Annotated in this window: 23 protein-coding genes; 13 read left to right on the plus strand and 10 right to left on the minus strand. The window is 63.9% G+C overall.

Annotated features, from left to right (window positions below; all coding sequences use genetic code 11):
- Positions 1-56 precede the first annotated feature (56 nt).
- Genes LB554_RS09250 through LB554_RS09260 form a run of 3 tightly spaced genes read left to right on the plus strand, consistent with a single transcriptional unit; the run spans position 57 to position 2725 of the window.
- Positions 57-1148, plus strand: a complete 1092-nt coding sequence (locus LB554_RS09250; RefSeq protein ID WP_224584203.1) for a fatty acid desaturase family protein — start codon at positions 57-59, stop codon at positions 1146-1148.
- Positions 1149-1175: 27 nt separating this feature from the next.
- Complete coding sequence (locus LB554_RS09255) at positions 1176-1490, plus strand: MocE family 2Fe-2S type ferredoxin (protein WP_015314574.1); 315 nt, start codon at positions 1176-1178, stop codon at positions 1488-1490.
- Positions 1491-1495: 5 nt separating this feature from the next.
- Positions 1496-2725, plus strand: a complete 1230-nt coding sequence (locus LB554_RS09260; RefSeq protein WP_140620602.1) for an NAD(P)/FAD-dependent oxidoreductase — start codon at positions 1496-1498, stop codon at positions 2723-2725.
- Between the two features lie 232 nt (positions 2726-2957).
- On the opposite strand, the gene LB554_RS09265 is transcribed toward LB554_RS09260, so the two are convergent.
- From LB554_RS09265 to hslV, 5 genes are all read right to left on the minus strand, one after another.
- Positions 2958-3917: a DUF1402 family protein gene (locus LB554_RS09265; RefSeq protein WP_140620600.1), complete on the minus strand. Its 960-nt coding sequence runs from the start codon at positions 3915-3917 to the stop codon at positions 2958-2960.
- A 170-nt stretch (positions 3918-4087) separates the two neighbouring features.
- Positions 4088-5398 carry an ATP-dependent protease ATPase subunit HslU gene (gene hslU / locus LB554_RS09270; RefSeq protein WP_015314577.1) on the minus strand — a complete coding sequence of 437 codons (1311 nt, stop codon included), beginning with the start codon at positions 5396-5398 and terminating at the stop codon, positions 4088-4090.
- A gap of 4 nt (positions 5399-5402) precedes the next feature.
- On the minus strand, positions 5403-6002 hold the full coding sequence (locus tag LB554_RS09275; RefSeq protein WP_140620598.1) for a DUF2585 domain-containing protein: 600 nt from the start codon (positions 6000-6002) through the stop codon (positions 5403-5405).
- A gap of 8 nt (positions 6003-6010) precedes the next feature.
- Positions 6011-6526, minus strand: coding sequence for a GNAT family N-acetyltransferase (locus tag LB554_RS09280; RefSeq protein ID WP_140660219.1), 516 nt, complete (start codon positions 6524-6526; stop codon positions 6011-6013).
- Between the two features lie 47 nt (positions 6527-6573).
- Complete coding sequence (gene hslV, locus LB554_RS09285) at positions 6574-7125, minus strand: ATP-dependent protease subunit HslV (protein WP_015314580.1); 552 nt, start codon at positions 7123-7125, stop codon at positions 6574-6576.
- 233 nt (positions 7126-7358) lie between these two features.
- Between hslV and hisB the strand changes: the two genes are divergently transcribed.
- From hisB to coaA, 9 genes are read left to right on the plus strand one after another with little or no spacing between them, the layout of a single operon-like run.
- Positions 7359-7958 (plus strand): imidazoleglycerol-phosphate dehydratase HisB, encoded by a 600-nt coding sequence (gene hisB / locus LB554_RS09290; RefSeq protein WP_140660220.1) that lies wholly within the window; start codon positions 7359-7361, stop codon positions 7956-7958.
- A 4-nt stretch (positions 7959-7962) separates the two neighbouring features.
- Positions 7963-8439, plus strand: coding sequence for a DUF2628 domain-containing protein (locus LB554_RS09295; RefSeq protein ID WP_224584205.1), 477 nt, complete (start codon positions 7963-7965; stop codon positions 8437-8439).
- A 1-nt stretch (position 8440) separates the two neighbouring features.
- Positions 8441-9091, plus strand: a complete 651-nt coding sequence (gene hisH, locus LB554_RS09300; RefSeq protein WP_015314583.1) for an imidazole glycerol phosphate synthase subunit HisH — start codon at positions 8441-8443, stop codon at positions 9089-9091.
- Positions 9092-9094: 3 nt separating this feature from the next.
- Complete coding sequence (locus tag LB554_RS09305; RefSeq protein ID WP_224584206.1) at positions 9095-9385, plus strand: DUF1330 domain-containing protein; 291 nt, start codon at positions 9095-9097, stop codon at positions 9383-9385.
- Positions 9386-10135: a 1-(5-phosphoribosyl)-5-[(5-phosphoribosylamino)methylideneamino]imidazole-4-carboxamide isomerase gene (gene hisA, locus LB554_RS09310; RefSeq protein WP_140660224.1), complete on the plus strand. Its 750-nt coding sequence runs from the start codon at positions 9386-9388 to the stop codon at positions 10133-10135.
- Positions 10132-10968, plus strand: coding sequence for an arginase family protein (locus LB554_RS09315; RefSeq protein ID WP_224584207.1), 837 nt, complete (start codon positions 10132-10134; stop codon positions 10966-10968). Before hisA ends, LB554_RS09315 begins: the two co-directional genes overlap by 4 nt.
- Positions 10965-11759, plus strand: coding sequence for an imidazole glycerol phosphate synthase subunit HisF (hisF, locus tag LB554_RS09320; RefSeq protein WP_181177739.1), 795 nt, complete (start codon positions 10965-10967; stop codon positions 11757-11759). Before LB554_RS09315 ends, hisF begins: the two co-directional genes overlap by 4 nt.
- 60 nt (positions 11760-11819) lie before the next feature.
- Complete coding sequence (locus LB554_RS09325; RefSeq protein ID WP_015314588.1) at positions 11820-12143, plus strand: phosphoribosyl-ATP diphosphatase; 324 nt, start codon at positions 11820-11822, stop codon at positions 12141-12143.
- Positions 12144-12167: 24 nt separating this feature from the next.
- The gene (gene coaA, locus LB554_RS09330; protein ID WP_140660227.1) at positions 12168-13127 is read left to right on the plus strand and encodes a type I pantothenate kinase; all 960 of its coding nucleotides are present in this window, start codon (positions 12168-12170) and stop codon (positions 13125-13127) included.
- 55 nt (positions 13128-13182) lie between these two features.
- On the opposite strand, the gene LB554_RS09335 is transcribed toward coaA, so the two are convergent.
- From LB554_RS09335 to LB554_RS09355, 5 genes are all read right to left on the minus strand, one after another.
- Positions 13183-14730, minus strand: coding sequence for a DegQ family serine endoprotease (locus tag LB554_RS09335; RefSeq protein ID WP_015314590.1), 1548 nt, complete (start codon positions 14728-14730; stop codon positions 13183-13185).
- A 186-nt stretch (positions 14731-14916) separates the two neighbouring features.
- Entirely contained in the window at positions 14917-15636 is a 720-nt protein-coding gene (locus LB554_RS09340) for an MBL fold metallo-hydrolase (RefSeq protein WP_140620608.1), read from the minus strand.
- A gap of 51 nt (positions 15637-15687) precedes the next feature.
- Positions 15688-16854 (minus strand): diphosphate--fructose-6-phosphate 1-phosphotransferase, encoded by a 1167-nt coding sequence (locus tag LB554_RS09345; protein WP_224584208.1) that lies wholly within the window; start codon positions 16852-16854, stop codon positions 15688-15690.
- Positions 16855-17007: 153 nt separating this feature from the next.
- The gene (locus tag LB554_RS09350; RefSeq protein ID WP_224584209.1) at positions 17008-17775 is read right to left on the minus strand and encodes a L,D-transpeptidase; all 768 of its coding nucleotides are present in this window, start codon (positions 17773-17775) and stop codon (positions 17008-17010) included.
- A 64-nt stretch (positions 17776-17839) separates the two neighbouring features.
- Positions 17840-18109 (minus strand): hypothetical protein, encoded by a 270-nt coding sequence (locus LB554_RS09355; RefSeq protein ID WP_224525015.1) that lies wholly within the window; start codon positions 18107-18109, stop codon positions 17840-17842.
- Between LB554_RS09355 and LB554_RS09360 the strand changes: the two genes are divergently transcribed.
- Positions 18108-18731: a LysE family translocator gene (locus LB554_RS09360; RefSeq protein WP_224584210.1), complete on the plus strand. Its 624-nt coding sequence runs from the start codon at positions 18108-18110 to the stop codon at positions 18729-18731. The genes LB554_RS09355 and LB554_RS09360 overlap by 2 nt on opposite strands.
- Positions 18732-18744: the final 13 nt, after the last annotated feature.

The raw sequence follows: 18744 nt of genomic DNA on the forward strand, positions 1-18744 counted from the left end.
CTATCATGGCGCGGCGTTATTTCTGGGTATCGAGCCCGTTGCCTTGGGAGGCAATCATGACCGCAGCGCCGTCCCGGCGTGACTACAGCCTGATCGGCCGCGACGCCCGGCTTGCCGTCGAGAACGGCCTGTCGGCGGCCGAGTGGTATCACACCGACATTCCCCGCAAGCAGATGAAGGAGTTGATGCAGCGCTCCGATGGCCCGGCGATCCGCGACACCGCGATCTGGCTGGCCGCCCTCATCGTCAGCGGCGCCGGCGGTGCCTGGTTCTGGGGTAGCTGGTGGTGCGTGCCCTTCTTCTTCGTCTATGGCGTGCTCTACGGCTCGTCGACCGATTCACGCTGGCACGAATGCGGCCACGGAACCGCGTTCCGCACACAGTGGATGAATGACGCGGTCTATCAGATCGCCTGTTTCATGATCATGCGCAACCCGGTGACCTGGCGCTGGAGCCACACGCGCCATCACACCGACACCATCATCGTCGGCCGCGATCCCGAGATCTCGGTGATGCGGCCGCCGGACCTGGCGCGCCTCGTCCTCGGTTTTGTCGGCGTGCTCGACGCCTGGCACGCGATGTCGGACATGCTGCGCAACGCCGCAGGCAACATCAGCGCTGCGGAAAAAACCTTCATTCCCGAACAGGAGCAGCCCAAGGCGATCCATATTGCCCGCATCTGGACGGCGATCTATGCAGCGACTGTCGCGCTGGCACTCTATACCGGGTCGTTCCTGCCTTTGATGCTGGTCGGCCTGCCCCGGCTCTACGGCGCCTGGCATCATGTGATGGTCGGCCTGCTGCAGCATGGCGGCCTTGCCGACAACGTCACCGATCATCGGCTGAACAGCCGTACCGTCTACATGAACCCGATCAGCCGCTTCATCTACTGGAACATGAATTACCATGTCGAGCATCACATGTTCCCGATGGTGCCCTACCATGCGCTGCCCAGGCTGCACGCGCTGATCAAGCACGATTTGCCGGCGCCGACGCCCTCGATCCTGGCCGGTTACCGCGAGATGATCCCGGCCTTCCGCCGCCAGCTGCGCAACGAGGATTATTTCCTCAAGCGCGAGCTGCCGCCGACCGCCAGGCCGTACCGCGAGGAATTCCACAACGACATCGTCGCCGCGGCGGCGGAATGACATCCGACAACTCCAGGGGAGGACTGAATGAGCGATTGGGTCGAGGCCTGTGCCGCCGGTGACATCGACGAAGAAGATGTGATGCGCTTCGATCATGGCGGGCGTACCTTCGCCATCTATCGCAGCCCTGACGACGATTATTTCGCCACCGACGGACTTTGCACGCATGAGAAGGTGCATCTCGCCGACGGGCTGGTGATGGACGACATCATCGAATGCCCCAAGCACAATGGCCGCTTCAACTACAAGACGGGCGCGGCCAGGGGCGCGCCGGTCTGCGTCAACCTAAGGACCTATCCGGTCAAGGTCGACGCCGGCAAAGTGCTGGTTCAGATCGGGTAAAGGGCATGACGCCGGGAATGGTGATCATCGGGGCCGGCGAATGCGGCGGACGGGCAGCACTGACGCTGCGCGATCTCGGCTATGACGGGCCGGTGACGCTGGTCGGCGACGAGCCGCATCTGCCCTATGAGAGGCCACCTCTGTCCAAGGAGGCGATGGCCAGCGACGCGCCTGCAATCAAGGCGATTGCCAGCGACGAAATCCTGGCGGGAAAAGCGATCCGGCATATCCATTCCGTTCAGGCGATCGCGATCGATCGCGCGGCGCACACGGTGCGCCTGTCCGACGGCTCGGTGCTGCCCTACGACAAGCTGCTGCTGGCCACTGGCTCGACCCCACGCAAGCTGCCGATGCCTGGCCTTGGCGGGCGCTGCGTCTATCTCAGGACCTTCGCCGATGCGCTGGCCATCCGCGCTCATCTCAGCGCCGGCAATCGCATCGCCGTCATCGGCGGCGGCTTCATCGGCCTCGAGCTTGCCGCGGCGGCGCGCAAGCTCGGCGCAGATGTCACCGTCATCGAGGCGCAGTCGCGCATCCTGATGCGCGGCGTTCCGGCCGAGATCGCCGAAATCACCCATGACGCGCATGTCGCCGAGGGTGTCGACGTGATCTGTGGGGAAGGCATCTCCGCCGTCGCCGACGACGGCAAGGAGGTGCGGGTGACGCTCGCCGGCGGCCGGGAGATCATTGCCGACCTCGCCGTGATCGGCATCGGCGCCGTGCCGGTGACCGGACTGGCGGCGGGGGCCGGCCTGGCCATCGAAAACGGCATCGCGGTCGACGCAGAACTGCGCAGCAGCGATCCCGACATCTTCGCCGCCGGCGACTGCTGCTCGTTCCCGCTTGCCATCTATGGCGGCCGCCGCGTGCGGCTGGAAGCCTGGCGCAACGCGCAGGAACAGGGCGCACTGGCGGCCAGGAACATGCTGGGCGCCGGCGAGCCGCATGCCGCGGTGCCGTGGTTCTGGTCGGATCAGTATGGCCTGTCCCTGCAGATCGCGGGATTATCCGACGAAGGCCGTAGCACCGTGCGCCGCGATCTCGGTGACGGCGCCTTCATCCTCTTTCATCTGGCCGAGGACGGCAGGCTGGTGGCGGCCAGCGGCATCGGCCCGGGCAATGCGGTGGCGCGCGACATCAGGCTGGCCGAGATGCTGATCGCGAAGCGGGCAAAACCGTCGGCGGACGCGCTGGGATCGCCTGAAGTCAAGCTGAAGGCGTTGCTGGCGGCATAGGGGTCGTGCACCTTGTGGATGTCGGCGCCGCCCCTCATCTGCCTGCCGGCATCTTCTCCCCGTAGAACGGGGAGAAGGGGGCTATGGCAACCTCGCCGCAATTCATGCACCGATTGGCGAAATCATTGATGACAGCGTCTTTCTCCCCGTCACTACACGGGGAGAAATGTCCGGCAGGACAATGAGGGGCGGCGCGGCTTTGGCAAATCAACGTCAGCGCGCCGGGTCCGCCCTAAAACAGCGCCTTCAGCTCCGGCAATTTGTCGTTGACCAGCCAGCCGTAATAATTCTCTTCCGGCAGCTTCTCCGGCTCGCCGGTGGCGCGGCGTTTTTCGTTTTCCACCTTCAGCGCATAAGCGCGCTGTTCCGGATTGCCGACATTGTAGAGCGTGGCGGTCAGGCCCGGATTGCCCGAAATGTCGAAGCCGGCGATGCTCTTATAGGCGTCGATCGACTTCCTGATCGTCGCGGCGACGTAAGGAAGCGTCAGGTCCGGATCCATGATGGTCTTGTAGACCGAATTGGGATCGGAGACGTCGAGCTTCGGCAAGCCGGAGACCTTGTGCACGAGATCGCTCATCTGCAGGGCGGTGAGCGGGTTGAGCTGGCCGAGACCGAAGGTCTGGCCGGCATAATAGGGCTGGAAGAAGGTGGCGCCGAAGCGGTTGTCGGGGAAATCCTCGCCGCCGACCGTCTTGCCGCGAAACGAGCGGTTCCAAACCTGTTCACGGCATTCCCACAGATCGTAGCTGTCCGAAATCGCGTCGCATTTCCTGAATTCCGGCCGCTGCACGAAATCGCTGATGTCCTCACCATCATAGGCGAAGGAGAGCTTGCTCGAGAGGTAGGAGATCGCCTTGACATAATAGGTCTGCAGCCGGTCATAGGCGTCGACATTGTAGGTGTGCTCGCCAACGATGGCGCCGACGATGTGCATCGGGTCGATGCCATAGGCGCTTGCCGCCTTCTTGATCTTGCCGCGCAGGTCGGGGTCGTTCTGCAACAGCGCGTAGACCTTGCGATACTTCGCCTGGAAGCTGGTGTTGGTCGCCTGGGTGCGGCGACTGGAGGCGCCGGGAATGTCGGGCTGCTCGGCATTGCGGTTTCCCGGCGGCACCAATGTCGCCGCGTCGGCGGCGAACAGCGTCGCCGCCAGCGTCAAGCCGAGAATGACCAGGATGAGTTTTTTCATGCGCCGCCGCCTAGAGAATTGCCGCGCAAACTAGGTAAAGCACCTGGTCGAGTCGAGAGCGCCTCTTCATCCGGCGAGACGAAAGGTGGCCAGATGATACCATCTGGCCACACATGGCTCCTGCCGGAGTTGTTACTCGATGCCGCGCCGGACTGCTCCGGCATCTTCGTTCAGAGGATGAACCGCGACAGATCGGTGTTTCTGGAGAGGTCTCCGACATGCTTCTGGACATAGGCGGCGTCGATGGTGACGGCCGTGCCGTTGCGGTCGGGCGCATCATAGGAGATCTCGTCCAGCACCCGCTCCATCACCGTCTGCAGCCGCCGCGCGCCGATATTCTCGATGCTGGCGTTGAGGTCGACGGCGACGCCGGCCAGCGAATCGATGGCGTCGTCGGTGAAGGTCAGCTCGACGCCTTCGGTTTTCATCAGCGCGATGTACTGCTTGATCAGGCTGGCCTCCGTCTCGGTCAGGATGCGGACGAAATCGTCCTTCTCCAGTGCACGCAGTTCGACGCGGATCGGCAGGCGGCCCTGCAATTCCGGCAACAGGTCTGACGGCTTCGAGACGTGAAACGCGCCCGAGGCGATGAACAGGATATGGTCCGTCTTCAACGGCCCGTATTTGGTCGCCACCGTGGTGCCCTCGACCAGCGGCAGCAGGTCGCGCTGCACGCCTTCGCGCGACGGGCCGCCCGAAATGTCCGACCTGGCGGCAATCTTGTCGATCTCGTCGAGGAAGACGATGCCGTCATTTTCCGCTGCGTCCAGAGCCCGGCGCACCACCTCGTCCTGGTCGAGCAACTTGTCGGACTCGTCGCTGACCAGCAGGTCGTAGGATTCCTTCACCGTCGTCTTGCGCAGCTTGGTCTTCTTGCCGCCCATTGCCTTCGACAGCATGTCGTTGATGTTGAGCACGCCGATATTGGCGCCCGGCATGCCGGGAATTTCGAAGCCGGGCATGCCGCCATTGCCGGTGTCGGCCACCTCGATTTCGATTTCCTTGTCGTCGAGTTCGCCGTCGCGCAGCTTCTTGCGGAAACTATCGCGCGTCGCCGGGCTCGCCGTCTTGCCGACCAGCGCTTCCAGCACGCGTTCCTCGGCGTTGACATGGGCGCGTGCCTTCACGTCCTCGCGCATCTTTTCGCGCACCAGCCCGATGGCGATTTCGACCAGATCGCGGATGATCTGCTCGACGTCGCGACCGACATAGCCGACTTCGGTGAACTTGGTCGCCTCGACCTTGACGAAAGGCGCGCCGGCCAGCCGGGCCAGGCGGCGCGAGATCTCGGTCTTGCCGACGCCGGTCGGGCCGATCATCAGGATATTCTTCGGCATCACCTCTTCGCGCATCTGGCCTTCGAGCTGCTGGCGGCGCCAGCGGTTGCGCAAGGCAATGGCCACGGCGCGCTTGGCGTCCTTCTGGCCGATGATGAAGCGGTCGAGTTCCGAAACGATTTCGCGGGGAGAAAATGTGCTCATATCACTAAATTCCACTTTGCCACTGCTTGATGGCCTCGAACGGATGCAGCAGCATGATCACGTTGAGTGTAAGATTGTCCCGGATAAGATAGCCGGTACCCAGTTCGAAGAGGATGGCGAGGCTGACGATCACCCATATAGGTAGCCTTCGCGCCATCACAAATCCCAGCACCATGGCCAGTGTGTCGGACACCGAATTGATGATCGAATCGCCGTAATAATCGAGCGAAATGGTGCCGGCGCGGTAGCGCTCGATGATGAACGGGCTGTTTTCGAGGATTTCCCAGCCGCCCTCGACGAGGACGGCGAATGCCAGCCGCAAGCCGATCGGCGAGCGCGGGAACAGGAACCGGGCCAGCGCATAGAACAGGAAGCCGTGGATGATGTGCGAGAAAGTGTACCAGTCCGAAATGTGCTGGGAGTTCTCCGAACTGTTCACCACGCCATGCCACAGCTTGACATAGCCGCAGGTGCAGATCGGCGGATGGCCCATCAGATAGAGCGTGACAGCCTGGGCGGCGAGCAGGCCGGCGACGATCAGCAGCCCCATCCGCCAGCTGTCCTCGTAGGCCGAAAGGCCCTTGTCCCCGCTGGATATGACCATGCCCTGGATTACCCCTCTTGCGCGTCTTCGGCATCGATCGCCATCAGCACGACGTCGCCATAGATTGACTGCCTGCGATCAATGGCCCGGAAACCCGCCTTTTCATAGGCGCGGATGGCCCTGAGATTGGCGGGGTCGGGATCGATGATGACACGCGGCACGCCTTCCTCGAACAGGTCTTCGACGAACTGACGCACGATGGCCGAGCCATGGCCGATGCCGATCAGTTCCGGCCGGCCGATCGAGACATCGATGCCCAGCGTGCCGAACGGCTGATCGGCATAGGGATGGCCGTCTTCCATGTGCGGGTCATAGCTCTGCAGATAGGCGATCGGCTTTCCGTCGAGCTCAACGATCAGCGGCTCGACGGAAATCGAGTCTATGTGATCGGCAATCTCCGCGATTTCCGTCTCAGGATCATCCCACCATTCTGCAACATGCGGCTCGGCGAGCCAGCCGGCGATCATCGGCAGGTCCTTTTTGGTCACCGGCCGAAAATCGTAGCTACTTTCTTGTTTGACCATGATCTTTTCCGAAAACCGGTTCCCACCTTGCGGGGTCATGGTCTGGTTCAGGCGGCATCGAGCGTTTCGACGACGAAATTGTTGTTGGTGTAGACGCAGATATCGGACGCGATCTGCATCGCCCTGCGGGCGATCTCCTCGGCATCCTTGTCCGTATCCATCAGCGCGCGCGCCGCGGCCAGCGCATAATTGCCGCCCGAACCGATGGCCATGACGCCATGTTCGGGTTCCAGCACATCGCCATTGCCGGTCAGCGCCAGCGAGACCGACTTGTCGGCGACCAGCATCATCGCCTCCAGCCGGCGCAGATAGCGGTCGGTGCGCCAGTCCTTGGCGAGCTCGACGCAGGCGCGCGTCAGTTGGTCGGGATATTGTTCGAGCTTGGCTTCGAGGCGTTCCAGCAGCGTGAAGGCGTCGGCGGTGGCGCCCGCGAAACCGGCAATCACATTGCCGCCCTTGCCGATGCGGCGCACTTTGCGGGCATTGCCCTTCATGATGGTCTGGCCCAGGCTGACCTGGCCGTCGCCGGCGATCACCACCTTGTTGCCCTTGCGCACCGTCACGATGGTCGTGGCGTGCATGGTCAATTCATTGGACATTTCTTGGCTCCGATTCGCACCATCCCTTCAAAAGGCGATTTGGCGCGGTACGAGTGACTTTGATCGGCCATATGTATGCACGGGGCCAATGATTGCAAACCGCTCGATAGCGGCCGGGATCGCAACTGGCAATCGCCGGATCATGCTGCTAGAAGGCTCTCGTTTTCAAGCCAGCGAGCGCTTGAGGCCCGTGAACCGGTCACGATCTGAACCACTGGCACAAGGATAGAGTGATGGCGCCTCGTTCCGCCGATGCAAGCCGCAAGACTGGGGAAACCGACATCTCGGTGTCGATCCATGTCGACGGCTTTGGCAAATCGGACATCGCCACCGGCGTCGGCTTCTTCGACCATATGCTGGACCAGCTTTCCCGCCATTCCCTGATCGACATGACCGTCAGAGCAACGGGCGACCTGCATATAGACGACCACCACACGGTCGAGGACACCGGCATCGCGCTCGGGCAGGCCTTGACCAAGGCGTTGGGCGAGCGGCGCGGCATCATGCGCTACGCCTCGATCGACCTTGCCATGGACGAGACGCTGACGCGCGCGGCGATCGACGTGTCGGGCCGCCCCTTCCTGGTCTGGAACGTGTCGTTCTCGTCGCCCAAGATCGGCACCTTCGACACCGAACTGGTGCGCGAATTCTTCCAGGCGCTGGCGCAGAACGCCGGCATCACGCTGCATGTCACCAACCATTATGGCGCCAACAACCATCATATCGCCGAGACCTGCTTCAAGGCGGTGGCGCGCGCGCTGCGCGCCGCGCTCGAGCGCGATCCGCGCCAGCCTGACGCGGTTCCCTCCACCAAGGGTTCTTTGAAGGGATAGCCTCATGACCGCCTATGTCGTGATGGAGCCACCTGGCCGCAGCGAGAACGTCGACACGACGACCTTAGTCCGCGACGGCTTCACCTGGCTCGGCCTGCTTGTGCCGCCGCTGTGGCTTGCCTGGCACCGGCTGTGGGTCGAAGCGGCGCTCGCCTTTGTCGTCATGGGCGTGCTGTCGATGCTTGGCGAGAGACTTGGGCTCGGTGTGGCCGGCTCGCTTTTGTCGCTGCTCGTCTCGCTCTATGTCGGACTGGAAGGACAGGGCTTGCGCATCGCGGCACTGCGCCGCCGCGGTTGGCATGAGTGGGGCGTCGTCGAGGCCGGCTGGCTCAGCGATGCCGACATGCGCTATGCCCTTGAGGTGGAAGGGCTTTCGGATGAAGCGGCACCCGCGCCGCGCATCGTCCCAGATGCCGCTTTGGCGCGCCCGGCACAGCCAGGCATGGCGCTGGGGCTGACCCACATTCCGGGACGGCGCTGAGATGCGGGTTGCGATCATCGATTACGGTTCGGGCAATCTGCGCTCGGCCACCAAGGCCTTCGAGCGCGCCGCGCGCGAGGCCGGCATCGCGGCCGAGATCGACCTGACGGCCGATGCCGACCGGGTGCGCACGGCCGACCGCATCGTCCTGCCCGGCGTCGGCGCTTACGCCGATTGCGCGGCCGGCCTGCGTGCCGTGGACGGCATGTGGGAGGCGGTCGAGGACGTCGCCATCGCCAAGGGCCGGCCTTTCCTGGGAATTTGCGTCGGCATGCAGCTGATGTCCGAGCGCGGCCTCGAAAAGACCGTCACCAACGGGTTCGGCTGGATATCGGGCGACGTCAAGGAGATCACGCCTTCCGATCCGGCGCTAAAGATCCCGCAGATCGGCTGGAACACGATCGAATTGAGGCATAAGCACCCATTGTTCTCCGGCATTCCGACCGGCGCGGCCGGACTGCATGCCTATTTCGTCCACTCCTACCATCTCGACGCAAAAAAACCGGACGAGATCCTCGCGGTCGCCGACTATGGGGGCCCGGTGACGGCCACGGTCGCGCGTGACAATCTCGCCGGCACGCAGTTCCATCCTGAGAAGAGCCAGGCGCTGGGCCTGGCGCTGATCACCAATTTCCTGCGCTGGAGGCCCTGAACCATGTGCAAGAAGGGCTATTGGCTGGTAATGCTGACGGTGACAGACCCGGAAGGATATCAGCGTTACCGCGACGCCATCGGCGACGCGGTTTCGTCTTTCGGAGGCCGCTATCTCGTGCGCGGCGGACAAGTGACCAATCCCGAAGGGTCGGAATTTGGCAGGCAGGTGGTGGTCGAGTTCGACTCTTATGAAACCGCGCTCAGCTGCTATCGATCGCCAGCCTACCAGACAGCGTTGCAGAACAGACTGGCGGCTTCGACCGGACATTTCGCGATCGTCGAGGGTGCCTGAGTGATCCTGTTTCCAGCCATCGACCTCAAGGACGGCCAATGCGTGCGGCTGAAGCACGGCGATATGGCGACCGCGACGATCTACAATGATGACCCCGCCGCGCAGGCAAAAGCCTTTGAAGAGCAGGGCTTCGAGTGGCTTCATGTCGTCGACCTCAACGGCGCCTTCCAGGGCCAGAGCGTCAACAGCGCCGCGGTAGGGGCCATCCTGAAGGCGACGAAGAACCCGGTGCAGCTCGGCGGCGGCATTCGCACGCTGGAGCAGATCGAGGACTGGCTCGACCGTGGGCTGGCCCGCGTCATCCTCGGCACGGTGGCGGTGCGCGATCCCGATCTGGTCAGGCAGGCCTGCAAGGCATTTCCGGGCAAGGTCGCGGTCGGCATCGATGCCAAGGGCGGCAAGGTAGCGGTCGAAGGCTGGGCCGAAGCCTCGAGCCTCGGAGTCATCGAACTGGCCAGGAAATTCGAGGGCGCCGGCGTCGCCGCCATCATCTATACCGACATCGACCGCGACGGCGTGCTGACCGGCATCAACTGGGACGCCACCATCGACCTTGCCGACGCCGTGTCGATCCCGGTCATCGCCTCGGGCGGACTGGCTTCGATCGCCGACATCGTGCGCATGACCATGCCCGATGCGAAAAAACTCGAAGGCGCAATCTCGGGCCGTGCCCTCTATGACGGCCGCATCGATCCCACAGAGGCGCTGGCCATCCTGCGGGGCCGGCCGGCGATGGAGGCGCGGTCGTGAAAGTTTCGCTCATCCTGGCCTCCTATGACAGCGGCCACTATCATGGCGGCATGGGCCAGGGGCCCGACGCGCTGATATCGGGCGGGCTCGTCGATGCCCTCACCCTTGCCGGCCACGACGTCACGGTCGAGGATATCGGCAGGGTCGGCGACGGCCAGGAGCGCGAGATCGCCACGGGTTTTGCCGTCTGCAACGCCGTCTCGGGCGAGGTCCGCATGGCCCGCGACAGGGGGCGGTTCCCCATCGTGCTGGCCGGAAACTGCCTGACGTCAGCCGGCGCGGTCGCCGGCGAAGGCGCCGACGCCATCATCTGGGCAGACCAGCACGGCGACCTCAACACGCCGGAGACGTCCGTCTACGGCTTTCTCGACGGCATGGCGCTGTCGACGGTGCTCGGCCTGTGCTGGCGTCCGATGGCGGCCGCCATTCCCGGCTTCAGGCCGATCGATCCCGCGCGCTGCGTGCTCGTCAACGCCCGCGATCTCGATCCGGCGGAGGAAAAACTACTCGAAACATTGCCGGTCATCCGGACGGAATGTCCAGGCGTGGCGCAAGCGACGGAAAAACTGAAGGCCGCCGGCGCCAACAGCGTGCACATGCATCTCGATCTCGACGTGCACGACCCCAAGGCGCTGCAGGCCAACCGCTACGTCACATCAGGCGGACCGAACCCGGAGCAGCTGCGCGACGCGGCCTGCGCCATGGCGCTTGCTGTGCCGGTCGTCGGCATCACCGTTTCCGCTTACGATCCCGCCTTCGATGCCCAGGCCGATGTGCCGCCGCTGGTCGGCCAGCTGCTCAACGATCTGCTTGCCACGATAGAGGGCCGCTGATGCTGAAGGCCCGCGTCATCCCTTGCCTCGACGTCAAGGACGGCCGTGTCGTCAAGGGCGTCAATTTCGTCGACCTCATCGACGCCGGCGATCCGGTGGAGGCCGCCAAGGCCTATGATGCCGCCGGCGCCGACGAACTCTGCTTTCTCGACATCACCGCTTCGTCGGACAATCGCGAGACCATCTTCGACGTCATCGCCCGCACCGCGGAACAATGCTTTATGCCGCTGACCGTCGGCGGCGGCGTGCGCCAGGTGGCCGACATCCGAAGATTGCTGCTGGCCGGGGCCGACAAGGTCTCGATCAACACGGCGGCGGTGAAGAACCCGGATTTCGTCGCCGAAGCCGCCGACAAGTTCGGCAACCAATGCGTCGTCGTCGCCATCGACGCCAAGAAAATCTCCGGCCCCGGCGAGGCCGACCGCTGGGAGATCTTCACCCATGGCGGGCGCGAGAAGACCGGCATCGACGCCGTGGAATTCGCGCGGAAAATGGTCGATCGCGGCGCCGGCGAGATCCTGTTGACCTCGATGGACCGCGACGGCACCAAGGCCGGCTACGACATCGCGCTGACCCGCGCGGTGTCGGACGCGGTGCGCGCGCCGGTCATCGCTTCGGGTGGCGTCGGCACGCTCGACCACATGGTCGAAGGCATTCGCGACGGCCATGCGGGTGCTGTGCTGGCGGCGTCCATCTTCCATTTCGGCACCTACACCATCGCCGAAGCCAAGGCGCATATGGCCAAGGCCGGCCTGCCGATGCGGCTGGACTCGCTGGGCAACAGGTCCTAGAGCATGCTCCCGAAGCCGGCTTTCGGGAAAAACCCGGTTTAAACAAGAAGATAGATCGACATGGCCGAGTTTTCGCTCTCCGACCTGGAAAAAATCGTCAGCGACCGCGCCCATTCCGGCGATCCGGATTCGTGGACGGCCAAGCTTTACGCCCGGGGCATCGACAAGGCGGCGCAGAAACTCGGCGAGGAGGCGGTCGAGACCGTGATCGCCGCCGTCAAGGGCGACAAACAGGGCCTCGTTTCCGAAAGCGCCGATCTTATATATCATTGGCTTGTCGTTCTCGGCATCTCGGGTGTCCCGTTGAACGACGTGCTCAAGGAGCTTGAAGCCCGTACCGGGCGTTCGGGCATCGCCGAGAAGGCGTCGCGGCCCAAGGGCTGATCGGGAGGAAGGGCAGGTATCTCGATGGATCAGCTCGCGCCAACCGAGAAATATTCTCCGTTTCGCTTCTTCTCAGCCGAGCAATGGTCGCGGTTCCGAGCCGATACGCCGCTGACGCTGAGCGAGGACGAGTTCCGCCGCCTGCGTTCGCTCAACGACCCGGTCGACCTCGAAGAGGTCAAGCGCATCTATCTGTCCTTGTCGCGGCTTTTGTCGGCGCATGTCGAGGCGAGCCAGCTTCTGTTCCGGCAGCGCCAGGCCTTCTTCAACGCCGCCGACGTGGCCAAGACGCCGTTCATCATCGGCATTGCCGGTTCTGTCGCGGTCGGCAAATCGACCACGGCGCGCGTGCTGAAGGAATTGCTGGCGCGATGGCCGTCGAGCCCGAAGGTGGACCTCATCACCACGGACGGCTTCCTGCTGCCCAACGAGGTGCTGCGCCGCGAAAACCTGATGGAGCGCAAGGGTTTCCCCGACAGCTACGATGTCGGCGCGCTGCTGCGTTTCCTCTCGGGTATCAAGTCGGCGTTGCCCGATGTCCGCGCGCCGGTCTATTCGCACCTTACCTATGACGTCATCCCCGGCGAGTTCGTCACCATCGACCGGCCCGACATCCTGATCTTCGAAGGCATCAACGTGCTGCAGCCGGGCAAGCTGCCGCAGGACGGCAAGATCGTGCCCTTCCTGTCGGACTTCTTCGACTTCGCCATCTACATCGATGCCGACGAGAAGCTGATCCACAATTGGTATATTTCCCGCTTCATGCGGCTGCGCGAAACCGCCTTCCGCGATCCGGACTCCTTCTTCCACCGCTATTCGCAGCTGTCGGAGGATGCGGCCAAGGCGATCGCCGAGGGCCTGTGGACCAACATCAACCTGAAGAACCTGCGCGAAAACATCCTGCCGACGCGTGCCCGCGCCGACTTGATCCTGCGCAAGGGCGCCGACCACCTGATCGAGGAAGTGGCGCTGCGCAAGTTGTAGCCAACCGAACCGGCGTGGCGGGCTCGTCCGCAAGCCCGCCACGCGCTGTTTATGTTCAGCCATTGGCGAACGGCACGGCGACATAGATCTGGGTGTCGCCACGCTCCACCAGAAGCAGCACCGATTTGCGTCCGGATTTGCCGGCTTGGGCAATCGCTTGGGTCACCTGCCTGGCGCTCTTCACCGGAGCCTGGTTGACGGCGACGATGACATCGCCCGGCTGGATGCCGGCAGTCGCTGCCGGCTTGTCGGGATTGACGCTCGCAACCACCGCGCCGTGCTCGTTCTCGGGGAGGTTCATCTGCTGGCGGATGTCCGGCGTGATATCCATCAAGCCGAGGCCGACGGCCGGCACGCGGGAACCCTGTTCGGTGCCTGGCGCGCTGGAGTCATCCGTAGACGCCGTTTTCACATCGTCGCTGTTGCGTCCGACCTCCACCGAGATCTGCATGGCCTTGCCCTTGCGCCAGACATCCAGTCTCTCCTTGGCACCCGGCGCGACGTCGGCGACGGCTCGTGACAGGTCCTTGGGATCCTTGACGTCCTGCCCGGCGAAGCCGGTGATGACGTCGCCGGTCTCGACGCCGGCCTTGGCCGCGGGCGAGCCGTCATTGACCTGCGAGACCAAGGCACCGCTGGGACGGTCCAGCCCGATGGCGCTTGCCACATCCGGGGTGACGGGCTGGATCTCGACGCCGAGATAGCCGTATTCGATGTTGCCGCCCTTCATCAGCTTGGCGACCACCTTCTCGGCCTGGTCCGACGGAATGGCGAAACCGACACCGACGCTGCCGCCATTGGGCGAATAGATCGCCGTGTTGATGCCGACGACATTCCCATTGACGTCCACCAGCGGGCCGCCGGAATTGCCGTGATTGATCGGCGCGTCGATCTGGATGAAATCGTCGAAGGGCCCGCTATGCAGGTCGCGGCCACGCGCCGAGACGATACCGGCCGTTACCGTGGTGCCGATGCCGAACGGATTGCCGATCGCCAGCACCTGGTCGCCTGTCATGAGCTTGTCGGAGTCGCCCCACTTCACGGTTGGCAACGACTTGCCGGCGTTGATCTTCAGCACGGCGAGGTCGTTCTTGGCATCGTGACCGACCAGCTTGGCCGGGAGCTCCGTGCCGTCGTCGAGCGTGACCTTTATCGAGGAAGCGCCGTCGACGACATGGTTGTTGGTGACGATGGTGCCGTCGGCACCGACGATGAAGCCCGAACCGAGCGCTTCGGCCCGCGGCAACCGCTGTTGCGGAGGCGTCTTGGGAGCGGGCATGCCCTGATCGCCGAAGAACTGGCGGAAATAATCGTCGAAGGGCGAGGCGCCATCGAAGGGCGACGCTTCGTTCATTGCTTCCGGCTGTCCTTTCATGACCGTGGTCACGGTCACGACGGCCGGCTTGGTCGTGGCCACGATCGGCGCCAACGAACCGCTCGGGGCCGTGGTCCCGGCAACGGGGGTCTGCGTCGTTGCAACCGTGTTGCCCGTGCCGACGCCGTTCGCGCTGTCGGCGAATGAGACGACAAAGGGAGAAACCAGCAGCGCGGCGCCCAGCAGGGCGGCGATGCGATGCCTACGAAGAATGCTCAGGTTTGACATGGTCGTTCTGTCCGGGCGAGGGGTTGATCCGCGCCGCGGGTCTTCCTGGGAGAAGTGCCCGTCAGCGTGCCGACGGCCCGGGTTGCCTGCCTCGCCACGCATGGCAGCCGGCCGGATCGACAACAACTATCTAGGGCGCCGATCCGCGCGATTTAGGGTTTTAGCCCGACCTTACGAAGATTTAATTCAGAGTGCGCTTACGGATCGCAGATAGGCCGACGCGATTTCGCGCATGCGCCCGCCGTCGAAGCTCGGGCCGTGGCCGCCATGGCCGATCCTGATCGGCAGGTCGAGCAGCCGGCGCATCGTGTTGCGATAGGCCTCCCGGTCGGAATCCGGCAAATCGTCGATCAGCGTGTCGTCATAGATGGCGTCGCCGCTGAAAAACAGGCCGTCGGTCTCATCGAAAAGCGCGATCGAATCCGGCGAATGTCCGGGGAGATGCAGCACCCGAAACCGGCGGTCGCCTAGATCGACCACGTCGCCTTCGTCGAGCATACGCGTCAACGGTGCCGGCGCTATCGCATAGTCGGCCGACTTCCAGCCAGGCGCCGGCAATTTCGAAACGGCCCCCTCGAGATCGTGGAACATGTAGGCGTAAGTCGCGGCCTCATCCATGCTCTCGAATTGCGCTGCGCTCATCCTTGGCCCGGCCCGCAGCGGAAATTCGTGCAGCGAGCCGACATGGTCGAGGTGGATATGGGTGGCGACGACCAGAAGCGGCTTGCCTTCGGCCGTCTTTATCTCCGGCGCCAGCGGACAGATGCCCATCCCGGTGTCGACCAGAAGGTCGGCGTCGCGGCCGGTGAAATGCCAGATATTGGCGCGCACATAGTCGTGCACGAACGGCTCGGTCAGCATCGTCGTCCTGCCGTCGACGATGCGCCTGGAGAACCAGTTATCCATCAGGATGAGCCTGGGCATCAAGTGTGAGCCGGGCATCAAGCGAACCCGGCATCAGACGAACGGCTTTCCGACCTTGTATTTTTCCGGCACCAGCCGCTTGAGATAGGCCATGCCGGCCTCGGACAGCTGGTTGGCGTCGGGCTTCATGAAATCGTCGGGCATGTGACGGGTCTTGCCGGCGACGTTCTTCAGCGGCACCTTCTTCAGCACTATCTTGCTGCCATCATATTGCAACGCCACCGAGCCGCCGCCCTGTTCGGCGACGCCGACGGCAAAGGCGCCGGCATCGAAGGCCTCCTGCGCATCGACCGGGCTGATGGAGCCGACATAGCCGCGCGGCATGTAGCCGAGTGCGTCGACGCGGGCACGCTTGCCCGGCAGCCCCTCGGCCAATGCCCGTTCGAGCGCCGCCGGCAGGTCGCTGCCCGAGAGTTTGACGTTGCCGTGCTGGTCGCGCTCGAGCTTGTCCGCCGGCACCAGGCTTTCGACCAGTGCCTTGCCGTCGGCGGTGCTGACGCCTTCCGACACGGCGACGATGCAGCGCTTGTGGCGGTCGAGGGTGGCGCGCACGTCGTCGATGAAACCGGCGGCGGAGAACGGCCGCTCCGGGACGTAGACCAAATGCGGGCCGCTGTCGGAATCGAGCTGCCAGGCCGCCGACGCCGCGGTCAGGAAGCCGGCATGGCGGCCCATGACGATGCCGACATAGATGCCAGGAAGCGCGCGAAAATCGAGATCGACGGACAGGAAGGCGCCAGCGACGAATTCGGCCGCGGACATGAAGCCCGGCGTATGGTCGTTTTCCTCGAGATCGTTGTCGATGGTCTTCGGCGCATGGACGAAAGCGATCTTGCCGCCGGCGGCATCGGTCAGGATCTGCTGCGTGCCCGAGGTGTCGTTGCCGCCGATATAGATGAAAGCGTCGGCGCCCGCCTTCTGCAGGCCCTTCAGGATGACCTCGCAATAGGCGGCATCCGGCTTGTCGCGCGTCGACCCGAGGGCAGCGCTCGGCATCCCGGCGATCAGCCGCAGCCGGTCCTCGGGGATGGCGGAGAGGTCGACATAGTTGCCGTCACGGATGCCACGCACACCGTGCAAGGAGCCCAGCACCTTGGCACCGGGATGGCGCCTGCGGATCTCCAGCGCGGCGCCCACGACCGTCTGGTTGATGACGGCGGTCGGGCCGCCGCCCTGCGCGATGACGAAAGTTCCAGCCATGCTTGATGTCTCCCTGGAGCATGACGCCGAAAGAGACGGATTCGGATTTCAAGTCGAACGGACCTGAAATCATCCGGCTCTAGGCGATGGTTTTCAGGTCACCTTGGCCTGTCTTGCCGCATCGCGCAACGGGAGAAACGGAGGGCTGGACGATCACATGACGACGACGGGGTTTTTCTTCGACACCCGGCTGTAGAGGTCGATGATGTCCTGGTTGATCAGGCGCACGCAGCCCGACGACATCGCCTGGCCGATGCTCCACCATTCCGGCGAGCCATGGATGCGGTAGCCGGTGTCCTTGCCGTCCTGGTAGATGTAGAGCGCACGCGCCCCGAGCGGATTGGTCAGGCCGCCGGGCTGGCCGCCCTGCCACTTCACCAGTTCCGGCTTGCGCTGGATCATTTCGGGCGGCGGCGTCCAGGTCGGCCACTCCCTGCCGTACTGGATGTTGGCGCGGCCGGACCAGCGGAAACCGTCCTTGCCGATGCCGACGCCGTAGCGGATGGCGTCGCCACCCGGCTGGACGAGATAGAGCATGCGTTCCTTGAGATGCACGACGATGGTGCCGGGCGCCTCGCCGGTCGTATCGACGACGATCTGGCGACGGAACTCCGGCTTGACCTTGAGATAGGGCACCTCGGGCACGTTGAAGCCGTTATCCGTCAAGGAGGCATACATGACGTGGGGGCTGGTGATGTTCTTGTCGACGCTGATCGACGGCCGGATCGGCACCGAACCGGTGACCGTATCGTCGAGCTGCAGCGCCGGCAGATCGCCACCACCCGAGGTCGAGCAGCCGGCGACGCCGAGCAATGCCAAAGCGCCCGCCCCGGACAGGATGGCGCGGCGGGAGAGAAGAAGATCGGTTTCGATTGCGTCGCCGTTTCGTGGCGGCGTCGGACCTTGCGGCAACTCACGCATATACCCAAACCCTACTCTGTCGGCGGGAAGCACGGTCCGGCCGGATAGCGGGCATTTTCATCATTCATGGTTGATAAAGCGTGAATGCCTTGCGCTGCTTGCGTTTGCGCCTTGCCGAGGCGCCGCTCCGCCCTCCCGCGCGGTCGCCATTAAACATCTGCAAGACGTTGAAACCGTCATCAAGCTTTTTGCCGCTGGCGCAATTGACGTCGCGGTCCCGTAAGAGTCGTGCCGGTTGCCCGGCCGGAATACGCAAAAACAAGGATTCGGCCCCTTTACATTCTTCGGGAGCCAAGGATTTATCCTCTTCCTTGAGCTCAAAGGAGACGAGCATGTCCTTCGAAAACTGGGCCGCCTTCACTGCCGCGTCGACCATCCTCCTCATCATCCCGGGCCCGACAATCCTTCTGGTCGTCTCCTATGCGCTGGGCCAGGGCTGGCGCACCGCTTTGCCGATGGCCGTCGGCGTGGCGCTCGGCGACTTCACCGCCATGACCTTGTCGATGCTGGGCATCGGCGCGCTGCTTGCCGCTTCGGCTGGTGTTTTCACCATCCTGAAACTGATCGGCGCCGGCTATCTGATTTATCTCGGCGTGAAACTGTTCCGCGCCGGCGGCGCGCTGAAGGCCGAACCACGCACCGACGCGGTGTCGTCGGCCAAGATGATGGCGCATGCCTGGCTGGTCACCGCGCTCAACCCGAAAAGCATCACCTTCTTCGTCGCCTTCCTGCCGCAGTTCCTCGACCGGCACGCCGACTTCTGGACGCAGATGCTGATCTTCGAGACGACCTTCCTGGCGCTCGCCTTCGCCAACGCCTTCGGTTACGCGCTGATCGCGGCACGCGCCCGCAACGTGGTCCGCAATCCCAAGGCGATCCGCATCTTCAACCGTACCGGCGGCACGCTCCTGGTCGGCGCCGGCATCGCCACGGTGGCGATGCGTTCCGGCAATTGATGTCCTGACGCGG

It is taken from the genome of Mesorhizobium sp. CO1-1-11, assembly GCF_020164995.1.
In the GTDB taxonomy this organism is placed as follows: Bacteria; Pseudomonadota; Alphaproteobacteria; order Rhizobiales; family Rhizobiaceae; genus Mesorhizobium; species Mesorhizobium australicum.